10 protein-coding genes and 1 riboswitch are annotated in these 14,251 nt (G+C 72.4%); of the genes, 3 read left to right on the forward strand and 7 right to left on the reverse strand.

The window, feature by feature from the left end:
• The first annotated feature begins 66 nt into the window (after positions 1–66).
• Positions 67–237, forward strand: a riboswitch (cyclic di-AMP (ydaO/yuaA leader).
• Positions 224–1,489, forward strand: a complete 1,266-nt coding sequence (locus tag ACIPSC_RS13805; protein WP_400825562.1) for a transglycosylase family protein — start codon at positions 224–226, stop codon at positions 1,487–1,489. Its footprint overlaps the riboswitch before it by 14 nt.
• Positions 1,490–1,737: 248 nt before the next feature.
• Positions 1,738–1,938: a hypothetical protein gene (locus ACIPSC_RS13810; RefSeq protein WP_400825564.1), complete on the forward strand. Its 201-nt coding sequence runs from the start codon at positions 1,738–1,740 to the stop codon at positions 1,936–1,938.
• 95 nt (positions 1,939–2,033) lie between these two features.
• Here ACIPSC_RS13810 and ACIPSC_RS13815 read toward each other — a convergent pair whose 3' ends face one another.
• The 7 genes from ACIPSC_RS13815 to ACIPSC_RS13845 form a co-directional block, all read right to left on the reverse strand.
• A complete protein-coding gene (locus ACIPSC_RS13815; protein WP_400825566.1) occupies positions 2,034–3,053 on the reverse strand; it encodes a LacI family DNA-binding transcriptional regulator in 1,020 nt (339 codons plus the stop codon).
• Positions 3,054–3,078: 25 nt separating this feature from the next.
• Positions 3,079–4,779: a glycoside hydrolase family 13 protein gene (locus ACIPSC_RS13820; protein WP_400825567.1), complete on the reverse strand. Its 1,701-nt coding sequence runs from the start codon at positions 4,777–4,779 to the stop codon at positions 3,079–3,081.
• Between the two features lie 38 nt (positions 4,780–4,817).
• Positions 4,818–5,729 carry a sugar ABC transporter permease gene (locus ACIPSC_RS13825; protein ID WP_400825568.1) on the reverse strand — a complete coding sequence of 304 codons (912 nt, stop codon included), beginning with the start codon at positions 5,727–5,729 and terminating at the stop codon, positions 4,818–4,820.
• A gap of 37 nt (positions 5,730–5,766) precedes the next feature.
• On the reverse strand, positions 5,767–6,771 hold the full coding sequence (locus tag ACIPSC_RS13830; protein WP_400825569.1) for a carbohydrate ABC transporter permease: 1,005 nt from the start codon (positions 6,769–6,771) through the stop codon (positions 5,767–5,769).
• A gap of 112 nt (positions 6,772–6,883) precedes the next feature.
• Entirely contained in the window at positions 6,884–8,161 is a 1,278-nt protein-coding gene (locus tag ACIPSC_RS13835) for an extracellular solute-binding protein (RefSeq protein WP_400825571.1), read from the reverse strand.
• A gap of 488 nt (positions 8,162–8,649) precedes the next feature.
• The gene (locus ACIPSC_RS13840; protein ID WP_400825572.1) at positions 8,650–9,732 is read right to left on the reverse strand and encodes an aldose epimerase family protein; all 1,083 of its coding nucleotides are present in this window, start codon (positions 9,730–9,732) and stop codon (positions 8,650–8,652) included.
• A 255-nt stretch (positions 9,733–9,987) separates the two neighbouring features.
• Entirely contained in the window at positions 9,988–12,993 is a 3,006-nt protein-coding gene (locus ACIPSC_RS13845; RefSeq protein WP_400825574.1) for an ATP-binding protein, read from the reverse strand.
• A 379-nt stretch (positions 12,994–13,372) separates the two neighbouring features.
• Between ACIPSC_RS13845 and ACIPSC_RS13850 the strand changes: the two genes are divergently transcribed.
• Positions 13,373–14,233 (forward strand): terpene synthase family protein, encoded by an 861-nt coding sequence (locus tag ACIPSC_RS13850; protein ID WP_400825576.1) that lies wholly within the window; start codon positions 13,373–13,375, stop codon positions 14,231–14,233.
• Positions 14,234–14,251 lie beyond the last annotated feature (18 nt).

The following is a 14,251-nucleotide window of genomic DNA, read 5'->3' on the forward strand; positions in this document are numbered from 1 at the left end:
AACGTGCTCCCCGTTCGTGGCCACACGGACCCAGCCCGTCCGCAACGCCGAGTCCTGCCGTCGGGTGTGCTGGCAGCGCAGAAACGCACCACGGCAGGAGCGGGGGAACCACAGGTAAGTCGCCCCGGGCCGGTCCTCGTACCGGTCCAGGGCTAGGGGTGAAGCCGCGTCCACAGCGCGGCCGGGCAACTCCAGCCCGAATCCGACAGCTCACCTCGCAGGCGTGGGAGAGGACCGCATCTTCATGCTGCCCACCAACGGCACCCGTCTGTCCGGCCGTACCCGCCGCGCCATCGCCGCGCTCGGAGTCGCGGGCATCGGCCTCACCATCCCCTGCCTGACCACCACCTCCGCCTCCGCCGCCTCGGTCGCGACCTGGGACAAGGTCGCCCAGTGCGAGAGCAGCGGCAACTGGAGCATCAACACCGGCAACGGCTTCTACGGCGGCCTGCAGTTCACCAACAGCACCTGGGCCGAGTTCGGCGGCACCGCCTTCGCCGCCCGCGCCGACCTGGCCACCAAGGACCAGCAGATCGCGATCGCCGAGAAGGTGCTCGCGGTCCAGGGCCCGGGCGCCTGGCCGGTCTGCTCCGTCCAGGCCGGTCTGACCAAGGGCGGCACCCCCGCCGCGGTCGACACCTCCACCGCCGCCAAGCCGGCCGCGCAGACCCCGGCCCCGGCCGCCAAGCCGGCCGCCCAGGCCCCCGCCACCAAGCCCGCCGCCCCGAAGGCCGAGACCCCGGCCGCCGCCGACTCCGCCAAGACCTGGAGCCAGAAGCGGTCCGACTGGTCGCAGAAGTGGCAGGAGAATGGCGGCGACTACACCGTCGCGGCCGGCGACTGGCTGTCCGCCATCGCCGACAAGCACCACGTCCAGGGCGGCTGGGAGCGGCTGTACGAGCTCAACCGCGACACCCTGACCGACGGCCCGAACCACATCTACCCGGGCCAGCACCTGAGCCTCGGCGACCACGCCAAGACCCAGGCCTCGGACGAGTCCGGCAAGGGCTTCGACTGGTTCGACCGCTCCTCCGGCGCGGCCGCGGGCAGCACCGCCGCCAAGCCGGCCGCGCAGACCGCCACCCAGGCCTCCCAGACCCAGGCCCAGGCGCCGGCCGAGGCCGCCACCGGCAGCATGGCCGCCGCGGTCTCCTTCGCCCTGTCGAAGGTCGGCCAGGCCTACGTCTACGGCGGCACCGGGAACGGCGGCTGGGACTGCTCCGGCCTGACCCAGGCCGCGCTGCGCGCCGCGGGCGTCTCCGTCCCGCGCGTCGCCGCCGACCAGGCCGCCGCCAGCACCCACGTGTCGCTGGACGCCCTCAAGCCGGGCGACCTGCTGTTCTGGTCCAACAACGGCCAGGACTCCGGCGTCTACCACGTCGCGCTCTACATCGGTGACGGCAAGTACGTCGAGGCTGCCAACCCGAGCGCGGGCGTGCGGACCCAGACCGTCGCCAACTGGGCCCCGGACTTCGCCGGCCGGGTCTGACCCACCGCACACGCCGCAGCCCCCGGGGAGAGTCTGGTCGCTCTCCCCGGGGGCTTCGGCCTGCCCGCCGCCGGCCGGACCCCGGCCCGCGGGCACCCGGACGGGGAGCCCCGGCCGGGGCGGCGCAGGCGGGCGCGGTGGGCCCGGCGCGGGCGGCGCGGTGGGCCCGGCGCCGGGCCCGCCCGGTCATGGTCAAATCGGGCCGCACCGGGCATGCTGCTGCTCTGCGCACCCGAGGAGGAGTCCCCATGGCCCAGGTCACCGTCACGCTCGACGCCAATCTCGCGATCGACGCGATGATGCTCTCCGGCACCAAGAACCCGCAGGACGCCGTCGAGCTGATCCTGCGCGACTACCTCGCCCGGGGCCGGCGCACCGAGACCCGGACCGGCGAGGCCGCCGACGGACACCGGCTGGAGCAGGGCCGCCCGGCCGCCCAGGAGGGCTGAACGGCGAACGGCCGGGGCCCGGGGAGCACATCGCTCCCCGGGCCCCGGCCGTTCGGGCCCGTTCCGGCCCGGACGCGGCGTCCGGGCGTGCCGTCTCAGCGGGCGCAGGCGCCCGTGGAGCCGCGCATCACGAGCTCCGGCTGGAACATGAACTCCCCGCGCTGGGCGGCGTTCCCGCCGACCTCCTCCAGCAGCGCGTCGACGGCCGCGGTGGCCATCGCCTCCACCGGCTGCCGGATGGTGGTCAGCGGCGGCTCGGTGAACGCTATGAGCGGCGAGTCGTCGAAACCGACCACCGAGACGTCCTGGGGGACGCTCAGCCCGCGCTGGCGCACCGCGCGGATGGCGCCGAGCGCCATCATGTCGCTGCCGCAGACGATCGCCGTGCAGTCCTTGTCCAGCAGCGCGCCGGCCGCGGCGTGCCCGCCCTCCACGCTGAACAGCGTGTGGTGGACGAGGTCCTGGGCCTCCTCCTCGGTCCGCCCGAGCACCTCGCGCATGGCCGCGGTGAAGCCCTCGATCTTGCGCAGCACCGGCACGTACCGGCGCGGGCCGATGGCCAGGCCGATCCGCTCGTGGCCGAGTTCGGCCAGGTGCTGGACGGCCATCCACATCGCGGAACGGTCGTCCGGCGAGATGAACGGGGCGTCGATCCGCTCGCTGAACCCGTTGATCAGCACGAACGGCACCTGCCGGCCGATGAGCCGGGCGTACCGGTCGTGGTCGGCGGTGGTGTCGGCGTGCAGGCCCGAGGCGAAGACGATGCCCGACACCCCCCGGTCGACCAGCATCTCCACCAGTTCGTCCTCGGTGGATCCGCCCGGCGTCTGGGTGCAGAGCACCGGCGTGTAGCCGTGCCGGCTCAGCACCTGCTCGATCACCTGAGCCAGCGCGGGGAAGATCGGGTTGCTCAACTCGGGGATGATCAGCCCGATCAGGCCCGCGCTGCGCTGGCGCAGCCGGGTCGGCCGCTCGTACCCGAGCACGTCGAGCGCCGCCAGCACGGTCTGCCGGGTGGCGGCCGAGACGTTCGCCTTGCCGTTGAGCACGCGGGAGACGGTGGCTTCGCTGACCCCCGCCTGTGCCGCGATGTCTGAGAGTCGCGCCGTAGTCACGGTCCCAGAGCCTATTGCAACCACGTCAGACCGCCCACCAGTCGGTGCTGTCCGGAGCGAGCACCGTCTCACCGCCGTCCACCACGGCGTCCGCGGAGGAGAGCAGCAGACGGCCGGGTGCCGGTATCCGGACCGGCTCGGCGGTGGTGTTCACGGTGCAGACGAAGGAGCCGCGGCGGAACGCCAGGGTGCCGGCCGGGCTGTCCAGCCACTCGACCTCGGTACCGGCGCCGAGGTCGGCCTGCCGGCGGCGGACGGCCAGCGCGCTGCGGTACAGCTCCAGGGTGGACGTCGGGTCGCCGGTCTGCGCCTCGACGCTGAGCTCGGCCCACTCGGCGGGCTGCGGCAGCCAGCTGGGGCCGCCGGCGGTCGGGCCGAAGCCGTACGGAGCCTCGGTGCCGGACCACGGGATCGGCACGCGGCAGCCGTCGCGGTAGCCGTCCTGACCGGCCTTGCGGAAGAACGACGGGTCCTGGCGGACCTCGTCCGGCAGGTCGGTGACGTCCGGCAGGCCGAGCTCCTCGCCCTGGTAGAGGTAGGCGGAGCCGGGCAGCGCGAGCATCAGCAGGGTGGCGGCACGGGCGCGGCGCAGGCCGAGCCCGCGGTCGCCGGGGGTGCGGATCTGGGTGCCGAGGCCGGGCTCGTTGGCGAACCGGGTGGCGTGCCGGGTGACGTCGTGGTTGGAGAGCACCCAGGTGGTGGGGGCGTCGACCGGGCGCATCGAGTCGAGCGAGAGGTCGATCACCTCGCGCAGCTCGGCCGCCGCCCAGGAGGTGCCCAGGTACTGGAAGTTGAAGGCCTGGTGCAGCTCGTCGGGGCGGACGTAGTTGGCGGTGCGCTGGACGGTCGGGGTCCACGCCTCGGCGACGCCGATCCGCTGGCCCGGGTACTCGTCCAGGATCTTCCGCCAGCTGCGGTAGATCTCGTGCACGCCGTCCTGGTCGAAGAACGGCATGATGTCGTTGCCGAGCAGCTTGAGCTGGTCGCCGCCGCCGATGTCCGGCAGGCCGGGGGCCTTGACCAGGCCGTGCGCGACGTCGATCCGGAAGCCGTCGACGCCCATGTCGAGCCAGAACCGCAGGATCGAGCGGAACTCGTCGGCGACGGCCGGGTTCTCCCAGTTGAAGTCGGGCTGCTCGGGGGCGAACAGGTGGAGGTACCAGTCGCCGGGGGTGCCGTCCGGGTTCTCCGAGCGGGTCCAGGCCGGGCCGCCGAAGATCGACTCCCAGTCGTTGGGCGGCAGTTCGCCGTTCTCGCCCTTGCCCGGACGGAAGTGGTAGCGCTCGCGCAGCGGGGACGCAGGACCCTCGCGCAGGGCGCGCTGGAACCACTCGTGCTGGTCCGAGGAGTGGTTGGGGACGAGGTCGACGATGATCCGCAGGCCCAGTGCGTGCGCGTCGCGGATCAGCGCGTCGGCGTCCAGCAGGGTGCCGAACATCGGGTCGACGGCGCGGTAGTCGGCGACGTCGTAGCCGGCGTCGGCCTGCGGGGAGGCGTAGAACGGGGAGAGCCAGACGGCGTCCACACCGAGGTCGCGCAGGTAGGGCAGGCGGCTGCGGATGCCGGGAAGGTCGCCCATGCCGTCGCCGTTGGAGTCGGCGAAGCTGCGCGGGTAGACCTGGTAGATGACCGCGTCCCGCCACCAGCCTCTGGACGCGCCGGCGCCGGCCTCGTGAGCGGTGGCGTCGGCGGCGGGCCGGGAGGTGTCGGCCAGGTTCTGGGTCATGGACGGTGTCCCTTGGGGATCAGAGGAGCGGGTGGCGGTCAGGACTTCGAGGCGCCGGCGGTCAGGCCGGTCACCAGGTGACGCTGCACCAGGTAGAAGAGGAGCGACGACGGGATCGCGATGAGCACCGCGGTCGCGGCCATCAGGTTCCACTGCGCGTCGTGCTCACTGACGAAGGTCTGCAGGCCGACGGCGAGGGTGTACTTGTCGGAGCTGAGCATGAAGGTGGAGGCGAAGGCGACCTCGGCCCAGGCGGTCAGGAAGGAGTAGAAGGCGGCCACCGCCAGGCCCGGCCGGGCGAGCGGCAGCACGAGCCGCCAGAAGGTGCCGATCGGGGTGAGCCCGTCGACCCGGCCGGCCTCGTCGATCTCCACCGGGATGGTGTCGAAGTAGCCCTTCAGCAGCCAGGCGCAGTACGGCACGGTGGTGGTCGAGTAGACCAGGACCAGGCCCAGGTAGCTGTCCAGCAGGTCGAGCTCGGAGAGGATCGTGTACATCGGCACGATCAGCACCGCGATCGGGAACATCTGGGTGACCAGCAGCGACCACATCAGCGGCCGGTGACCGGGGAAGCGCATGCGGGAGACGGCGTAGCCGGTGGAGGCGGCGATCATCACGCCGAACACGGTGGTGATGCCGGAGACCAGGAAGGCGTTGCCGAACCAGGTGAAGAAGTCGGTGTCGAACAGCACGGTGCTGTAGTTCGACAGCGTCATCTTGTCGAGGATGTCTCCCGGGTGGAGGTAGTCGGTCTTGTCCGGACCGAAGGAGACGTAGACGATCCACGCCACCGGGAAGAGCGCGATCAGGCTCGCCAGGATCAGCGCGCCGTGCGAGAGCGCCCGGGCCAGCGGGCTCGCCTCGCCGCGGCGGCGGGCCTTGGCCGGCCGGGCGGCGGGCGCCGCGGGGCGCGTGGTCAGGGGTGCGGGTCGGTCGGTCGTGGTGCTCATCGGGATTCCTGCCTTCGTGTCGCCGGGGTGGTCGGGATCAGCCGTTCGCCTGCTCGTTGCGGGCGAGCCAGCGCCGGTAGAAGGCGGTGAAGACGATCAGGATGGAGAGCAGGATGACGCCGTAGGCGGCGGACTGCGCGTAGTCGCGGGGCTGCTGGCCGAAGCCGAGGCGGTAGGCCCAGGTGACCAGCAGCTGGGCGTCGGGTGCGCCGTTGCCGCCGAACAGCAGGAAGATCACGGCGAACTGGTTGAAGGTCCAGATCACGCCGAGCAGGACGACGGTGGAAGAGACGGTGCGCAGCCCGGGCAGGGTGACGTGGCGGAACCGCTGCCAGGCGGTGGCGCCGTCCATCTCGGCGGCCTCGTAGAGCTCGGCCGGGATCGCCTGCAGGCCGCCGAGCAGCGAGATCATCATGAACGGCACGCCGACCCAGGTGTTGACCAGCACGGCGGCGGCCTTCTGCGCCAGCGGGTCGTCCAGCCAGCCGGGCTCGGGCAGGTGCAGGGCGGAGAGCAGGCCGTTGACGGCGCCGCCGTCGGCGAGCATGAGCCGCCAGGAGAAGACGGTGACGAAGGTCGGCACGGCCCACGGCAGGATGAGCATCATCCGGTAGAAGGCGCGGCCGCGCAGCTTCTGGTTGAGCAGCAGGGCGAGGCCGAGGCCGATGCCGTAGTGCAGAGCGACGCAGAGGGCCGTCCAGCTGATGGTCCAGACGAAGTGCGACCAGAAGCGGTCGTACGAGCCGGGGCCCCAGAGGATGTCGGCGTAGTTGTCGAAGCCGACGAAGTGGTAGCTGGCCGGGATCTCGTTGACGCCGATCTTGCGGGCGGCGTTGAGGCTGTTGGCGTCGGTGAGGGTGAGCCAGAGACCCTCGGCGAGCGGGTAGAGCACCAGGACGCCGAGCACCAGCACCACCGGCGCGATCATCGCGTAGGCGTACCAGTGCTTGGCGTACGAGCGCTTGAGGCGCTCCATCAGGCCCGGACGCGGATCGCGCTCCCGGCTGCCCTGGCCGGTGGCGCCCTGCACGGCGACTGACATGTTCGACACCTTCTCGGGGAGGTCCGCCGCCTCGCTACGGCGACTGCTGCTGCTACGGGTCGGCCGTCCGGCCCGCCGGGGAGGTGGCGGCGGGCCGGACGGCTGCGGGGTGTTACTTAGCGAAGCCCGGGAGGAGCTTGGCGTAGTCGGTGGCGACGGTGTTCAGGCCGTCCTGGGTGCCGGTGCCCTGGACCACCTTGCCGAGGTTGGTGCCGAGCGAGGCGAACAGCGAGCTGTACTCCGGCAGTTCGGGGCGGGGCTTGGCGCTGGGGAGGACCGCCTGGAAGCCGGCGATGCCGGGGTCGGCCTTGACCTCGGGGGTGAAGGCGTCGAAGCGGGTCGGCAGCGTGGAGTTCTTCTTCGCGATGAACGCCTGGCTCTCGGCCGAGGTCATGAAGGCGGCGAACTTCTCGGCGGCGGCCTTGTGGGCCTTGTCGGAGCCGGCGTAGACGGAGATGTTGTGGCCGCCGGTGGGGGCGCCGGCCTTGCCGGAGGCGCCGGCCGGGACGGGGGCGATGCCGAGGTTGGTCTTGTCGGCGAACGCGGAGCCCTTGTAGATGTTGGTGATCTCCCAGGGGCCCTGGATGATCGCCGCGACCTTGCCGCTGTTGAAGGCGTCCATCATGTGCGCGTAGGCGTCGGTGGTGACGTCGGCCTTGGCGGTGCCCGGCGAGGTGAACATCGACTTGTAGGTCTCGATGGCCTTGACGGCCTCGGGCGAGGCGACGGTGATCTTCTTGCCGGCGGCGTCGACGGTGTCGGTGCCCTCGCCGAACAGGAACGGCATCGCGTAGTAACCGTCGGCGGCCTTCAGCCAGAAGCCGTCCACGCCGGTCTTCTCCTTGACGGCGGCGGCGGCGGTCTTCAGCTCGTCCCAGGTCTTGGGGGCGGCGGCGACGCCGGCCTTGGTGAAGAGCTCCTTGTTGTAGAGCAGGCCCAGGGTGTCGGTGACCAGCGGGACGCCGTAGGTCTTGCCGTCGTACTTGGCCTGCTGGACCAGGGTGGGCTGGAAGGAGCCGGCGTCGGCGGTGGCCGGGGTGCCGTCCAGCGGCTCCAGGAAGCCGGCCTTGGCGAAGGCGGCGGTCCAGCCGACCTCGGAGCGGAACACGTCCGGAGCGCCCTTGGCCCCCATGGCGGTCTGGAGCTTGTTCTGCGCCTGGTCGAACGGGACGTTGACGAAGTCGACCTTGATCTCAGGATTGGCCGCCTCGAACTTCTTGACGAGCTCCTGGTAGTTGGGCGCCTCGTTGGTGGCGTTCGACGTGTCCCAGTAGGTGAGGGTGACCGGCCCGTCGGCCTTGCCGTCCGAGCTGGAGCCGCTGCTGCCACAGGCAGCCATCGAGACCGCGAGGGCCACAACGAGGGCAGAGGCCGCGATGCCACGCCGCATGAGAACTCCTTGGAGGGGTGGGGGTGCCCGAGATGTTGGGAGACAGGCGCATAATGGCTGCCTCGTGCCGACCGCACCGTTGCTGCCGTCGGGCTCGGAAGGAAGTTAACAGCGGGGGAATCCTTGCGGAAAGCCCTTGCAGCAAGTTTCTGCAAGAATCGGCGATCGTTACGATCGCGTGTCCTTGACGTTGCCGCACGGTAGTTGACCGGTGAAGCCACAGCGCCGATATGTCCGGTTCACCCGGGTATGGACAGCCCGATTAGTACGCTGCGTTGCAGAAAGGCGCTTGCAGCCGGGCACGCACGGAGCCCGGGCCGACGGCCCGGGCTCGCGTTCGACTCCCCCTATTGTGCCTGCCCGCGGTTCGTACCCGTTCGGTTCGTCCCCCGCGGTCCGCACCCCCGCGGTTCGTACCCCTCTCGGTCCGTACCCCTCGCGGTCCGTACCCCTCGCGGTCCGCGCCCCGGCGGTCAGGCCACCGGCGGTCAGGCCACCCCGAGCCGCAGCACGGTGGTCGAGCGGAACTCCTGCCCCGGCCGCAGCTCGGTGCCGGGGAACTCCGGGTGGTGCGGGGAGTCGGGGAAGTGCTGGGTCTCCAGCGCCACACCGGCGTAGGGCCCGTACGCCGTCCCGCTCGCCCCGGTCACCGCGCCCTGGAACTTGTTGGCCGTGTAGACCTGGATCCCCGGCTCAGTGGTCAGCACCTCCAGGGTGCGGCCGCTCACCGGGTCCTCCAGCAGCGCCGCACGGGCCGGGCCGCCCTCCGCCGGACGCGGGCGGAGCACCCAGTTGTGGTCGTACCCGCCGGGCCCGGCCAGCTGCGGGTGCTCGTCGTGCACCGACTTGCCGATCGGGCGGGCGGCGGTGAAGTCGAACGGCGTGCCGGCCACCGGCTCGATCCGCCCGTACGGGATCTGCCGCTCGTCGGCCGGGGTGTACCCGTCGGCGTCCACGGTCAGCAGGTGGCCGAGGACGTCACCACTGCCCTCGCCGGCCAGGTTGAAGTAGGCGTGGTTGGTGAGGTTGAGCACGGTCGGCCGGCTGGTGACCGCGTGGTAGGCGATCACCAGCTCTCCGGCGGCGCTCAGCGTGTAGTCGACGGTGACGTCGAGCCCGCCGGGGAAGCCCTGGTCGCCGTCCGGGCTGTGCAGCCGGAGCCGGACGCCCTCGGGCAGCGGATGCGCCTCCCACATCCGGTGGGCGAAGCCGTCCGGGCCGCCGTGCAGAGTCATGCCGCCGCCGGTGGGGGCGAGCGGGTGCTCCTCGCCGTCGATGGTCACCGTGCTGCCGTCGATCCGGTTGGCGTACCGGCCGACCACGGCGCCGTAGTGCCGGGCCGGGCCGAGGATCTCGGCGAGCCGGTCGGAACCGAGCAGCACCTGGGCCGGCCGGCCCGCCCGGTCGGGGGCGGTGAGGGTGTGCAGGGTGGCGCCGAGGTTCAGCACGGTCGCCTCGTAGGGCCCGGCCCGGAGCGTCCAGCGTTCGATCGCCATGCCGGCGCCCGAGGGTTCGAGGGGTCCGCGCCGCACGCTGGTCGCCTGTGACCCGTTCGCCGGGGGCGTCGCCATGGCCTGCTCCTCACTGCCGGCCGCGGACGCACCGCGGCCCCTGGGTACCCGGACGTCGGAGGCCCGCCGAAGGGCGGCCCCCCGGGGAGTGTCTTACGGATCGGAAGCCTAGTCACCGGGGGCGGCGCGGGGCCTCTTGCCGCGCCCGCGCGCCGCCCCCGTGCTCCCGGCCGCCGCCCCGTACCGGTTCGCCGTCACCGCTCACCGGCACTGCTCACCGGCACTGCTCGTCGCTACCGCTCACCGGCACCGCCGCTACCCGTCCGCGCGGCCGCCCGCGCCGTCGACCGGCTGCTCCGGCGGCAGGCCGAGCGCCGAGGCGAGCCCGTCGGGCCCGCTGCCCGCCTTGCGGTAGACCGCCGCCAGCCGGCGGTTGACCAGACTCAGGTGGACGCCCAGCTGGTCGGCGATCCGCGGCGCCGGCAGACCGCGCACGGCGAGCCGGGCGACGTCCCACTCGGGCTGGGAGAGCGTCTCGCGGGTGTCACCGAGCCGGTTCGGCCGCAGGCCGTAGTTGGCCAGCTCCCGGCGGGCCCGGACGACCAGGCCGTCGGCCGCGCAGTGCTGGGCAAGCTCGATGCCCTGGTACAGGTACTCCTGGGCGTCCTCCAGGCGGCCGACCCGGCGCAGCGCGGCACCGAGATCCACCAGGGCGACGGCGTGCTCGTAGCCGGCGGGCGACTGCCCGAGGTGGCGCACCGCGGCCTCCAGCAGCTCGACCGCCTGCTGCCCGTCCTCGATCTCGGCCTGCAGCCGCAGCGCGGTGCCGATCGCCGAGGCGGTCCCGAAGCGGCGGGCGTCGGCGACGGACTTCTGCGCGTACCAGCGGGCGCGCTCGGGCTCGTCCTTGGCCAGCGCGACGGCGAGGTGGCCGGCCCACGGCGCCCAGACGGTGTTGTGCCAGCCGCGCGCCTCCAGCTGGGCACCGGCGTCGGTGAGCGCGGCGGCGGCGCCGGCCTTGCGGCCCTTGGCGAGCAGCAGCTTGCCGTAGAGCGACGCCGCGTCCGGCAGGACCATCGCGGTGTCGTGGTACGGCGGGTTGAAGCCGAAGCCGCTCGCGACCTCCCAGGCCTCGTTGACCCGGCCGCGGGCGATCAGGGTGTCCACCAGGACGCCGACGGCGTCCCAGGCCAGGGGCAGCTTGGGGCCGATCCGCTCGGACAGCCGCAGCGCCCGGCGCAGGAAGTCCTCGGCCTCCGCGAGCAGGCCGCGGCGGAACCGGGCGAGGCCCATCAGGAAGTAGGCGAAGCCGCGGTGGGCGCCGCTCCAGCCGGCGATCTCGAACTGGACGATGGCGTCCCCGAAGAGCCGCTCGGCCTGGGCGATGCGGTCGTTGTAGGTGTAGGAGAGGCCGAGCGTGGCGGGCAGCTCGAAGCCCCAGGTGGAGTCCGTCCAGCCGAGGCCCTTGGGCAGCCGGCCCTGGTCGAGGACCTGGTCCGCGTGGCGCAGCACCTCGGCGGAGGGTTCGCCGCGCAGGGTGAGGTCCCAGGCGCGCAGCGCCAGGACGGCCCGGTCGGCGGCCTCCCGGCCGGTGAGGCTCGCGCAGAGCGCGCCCAGCCGCGCGGAGCGGGCGGGCCCGTCCTCCTCGGACTTGCGGTAGGCGTGCCACATGAACGCGGCGGCCTCCAGCCGGAGCCGGCCCGCCGTGTCGTCGAGGGTGTGCCGGGCCTCCTCCTGGCAGACCCGGGCGGCCTCGCCGAGCTGGCCGCTGTGCGCGAGCACCTCGGAGAGCCGGAAGGTGGCGTCCACCCGGAGCGAGGGGCGCAGCGGGCCCTCCTCCGGGTCGAGGGCGAGCTTGAGCTGGTTGACGGTGGCGGCCGGGTCGGTGAGCAGGGCGGAGCAGCCGAGCTCGTAGAGCACCTCGGCGCGGATGTCGTCGTCCGGCGGCTCGGCGAGGGCGCGGTGGAGGCAGCGCTGGGCCGCCTCGGGCGCGCCGATCAGCAGGTGTTCCTGGGCCGCGCGGCGCAGTTTGCGGACGGTCCGGTCGTCGCCCTCGCCGGGGAAGGTCTCCACCAGGTGCCGGGAGGCGGCGAGCAGGCCGAGCCCGGCGTTCTCGATCTCGGCGGCGGCCACGCCGTGCATGCCGGTCCGGGTGGACTCGGGCATGGTGTTGTAGATCGAACTGCCGATCAGCGGGTGGACGAACTCCAGGTTCCCGCTGGGCGACTGGGTGAGGATGCGCTGCTTGCGCAGTTGCTTGACGGAGTCGCGGGCGCCCTCGGTGCTCTGGGTGGAGATCCGGGCGGCGAGGTCCTGACGAATGTCGGTGCCGAGCATCGCGCAGGCCCAGGCGAAGCGCAGGGTGGCGGCGCCGAGCCGGTCCAGCCAGCCCTTGAGGGTCATCCCGATGACGTCGACGGCGAGTTCGCGCAGTTGCTGGGAGTTCTCCTCGACCGGGTCGAGCTCCTGGTCCCGGACCTGGTCGAGCAGGGCGACGGCCTCGAACGGGTTGCCGTTGACGACGTTCCAGAACTCGTAGCAGAAGGAGTCCTCGGCCTTGTCCCCGAGCTCGGCGCGGACCATGTCGGTGACGGAGACCAGGGTGAGCCGGCTCAGCTCGTGCCGGCGGGTGGCGAGGTCGGAGACGGCGATCCGGTGGTCGTGCGCCTCGGGCTGCCAGTCCGCGGCGTCCTCGCGGTAGGCGAAGACCAGCAGGACGGGCAGTTCGCGGGAGCGGACCGCGAACTGGGCGAGCCAGGCGAGCGATTCGAGGTCGGCCCAGTGCAGGTCGTCGACGATCATCACCAGCGGGGCGCGGCGCGGGGCGAGCTGGGTGAGGACGTAGTCGAGGCCGTCGCGGACGCCCTGCGGGTCGAGGCGGCGGGCGCCGGCCTTCGGCTGCTTGAGGCCCATGGCCGGCCCGACGACCTCCTCCCAGGTGCCCATGACCTGGCGGAACTCAGCCGGTTCGAGACTGCCGAGGACGGGCTGGAGCAGCTGGCGCAGCACGTGGTACGGCTCGTTGGACTGGCGCTCGCCGCCGCGGGCGAACAGCACGGTGGCGCCGTCGCGGAGCTTGGCGATCCGGCGGACCTCGTGCAGCAGGCTGGTCTTGCCGATACCGGGCCGGCCGGAGAAGGTGAGCAGCTCGCCGATCTCGGTGCCGCCGGCCCCGAACTCCCGGCAGAGCTTCTCCACCGCGGCTTCGGCGGAACGCAGTTCGGCGTCGCGGTCGCGCAGCCTGACCCGGGTCGACGTGGTGTCGGCCTCCCGTCCGCCGGCTCCCGCCCCCACCCGGAGTTCGTGTTCCTGCTCGGTCACCGTCGCGCCTCCGCCTCGCCGTTCCGTGCTCGTGGGAGCGAGGTTAGCGCCGCGGGGGGCGCACTGCGCGGCGTTCGCCCAGGCTGGGGCCGGAATTGAGGGTTCGGACGACTTGCCAAGGGCAATTGCCCTATATCCCTAACGTCCGATCATTGCATCGGATACTCTACGGCCCCCGAGCTTAGTTGATCTTGCCATACCGCTCCGCCCGCGTCGAGTACCGCAGCTCAACTCCCCACGACCAGCCCTCGTACCCTGTAGGCCCCCCACCCTCAGCCGCACCGGGAGTCCGATGTCTGACGACACCTCACTTCAGATTCCGTTCCCGCACCGTCGCAGTCCTCACGGACGGTACGCCGCCGAACTGCACCGCGCGTGGTTGTTGCGGCATCCACTGCTCTCCGACCCCGACCACCCCTCCTATGCGCACTGGGACGTGGTGTCCCTCGCTGCACTCGGTTACCCCGATGCCGGGCCGGACGAACTCGCGCTGGCCGCAGATCTGATGGGTTTCTACTTCCTCTTCGACGACCAGTTCGACGGGCCGCTGGGCCGGCGCCCCACCGAGGTGGCCCCGATCTGCGAACGGCTGATCGCCGTGCTGCACGGCGCCCGGCCGAACCGGTCCTCCGCGGTCGAGACCGCCTTCGCCGACCTCTGGGAGCGCAGCGTGCGGGGCATGCCCGCACGCTGGCAGGCGCGCGCCGCGTACAACTGGGAGTGGTACCTGGCCAGCCACCCCGCCGAGGCCGCCGGCCGGATCTCCGAACGGCCGCCCGACCGCGACGGCTACCTGGCCCTGCGCCGGGGCACCGCCGCGATGGAGACGATCTTCGACATGGTGGAGCGGCTCGGCAACTTCGAGGTCCCCGCCGCCGTCCTCCACCACCCGGTGCTCCGTCAACTCCGGCAGCTCTCCGCCGACATACCGTCGCTCAGCAACGACGTGCGGTCCTTCCCGCTGGAGGCGCCGCGCGGCGACGTCAACAATCTGGTGATGATCGTGCAGCGCGAGCGGGACTGCTCGGCCGAGGAGGCCTGCGCGGTGGTGATGGCCGAGGCCCAGCTGATGGTCGAGCGCTGCGGCGAGCTGCACGAGCGCCTGCCCGCCGTCCACCGGGAGCTCGGCCTGGCCCGGGTGGAGCGGATCCTCGCCCAGCGCTACGCCGACGGCCTGGTCACCTGGCTGGCCGGCTACCTGACCTGGGAGTCCCGCACCGGCCGGTACCTGACGGCCTGAGCGCGGCGCGCGACCGGC

It is taken from the genome of Kitasatospora sp. NPDC090091 (genome assembly GCF_044747365.1).
Taxonomy (GTDB): Bacteria; Actinomycetota; Actinomycetes; order Streptomycetales; family Streptomycetaceae; genus Kitasatospora.

Coding starts and splice junctions, on each gene's coding strand:
- ACIPSC_RS13810 (WP_400825564.1), top strand. CDS start 1,738: ATGGCCCAGGTCACCGTCACGCTCGACGCCAATCTCGCGATCGACGCG.
- ACIPSC_RS13820 (WP_400825567.1), bottom strand. CDS start 4,779: ATGACCCAGAACCTGGCCGACACCTCCCGGCCCGCCGCCGACGCCACC.
- ACIPSC_RS13825 (WP_400825568.1), bottom strand. CDS start 5,729: ATGAGCACCACGACCGACCGACCCGCACCCCTGACCACGCGCCCCGCG.
- ACIPSC_RS13830 (WP_400825569.1), bottom strand. CDS start 6,771: ATGTCAGTCGCCGTGCAGGGCGCCACCGGCCAGGGCAGCCGGGAGCGC.
- ACIPSC_RS13835 (WP_400825571.1), bottom strand. CDS start 8,161: ATGCGGCGTGGCATCGCGGCCTCTGCCCTCGTTGTGGCCCTCGCGGTC.
- ACIPSC_RS13840 (WP_400825572.1), bottom strand. CDS start 9,732: ATGGCGACGCCCCCGGCGAACGGGTCACAGGCGACCAGCGTGCGGCGC.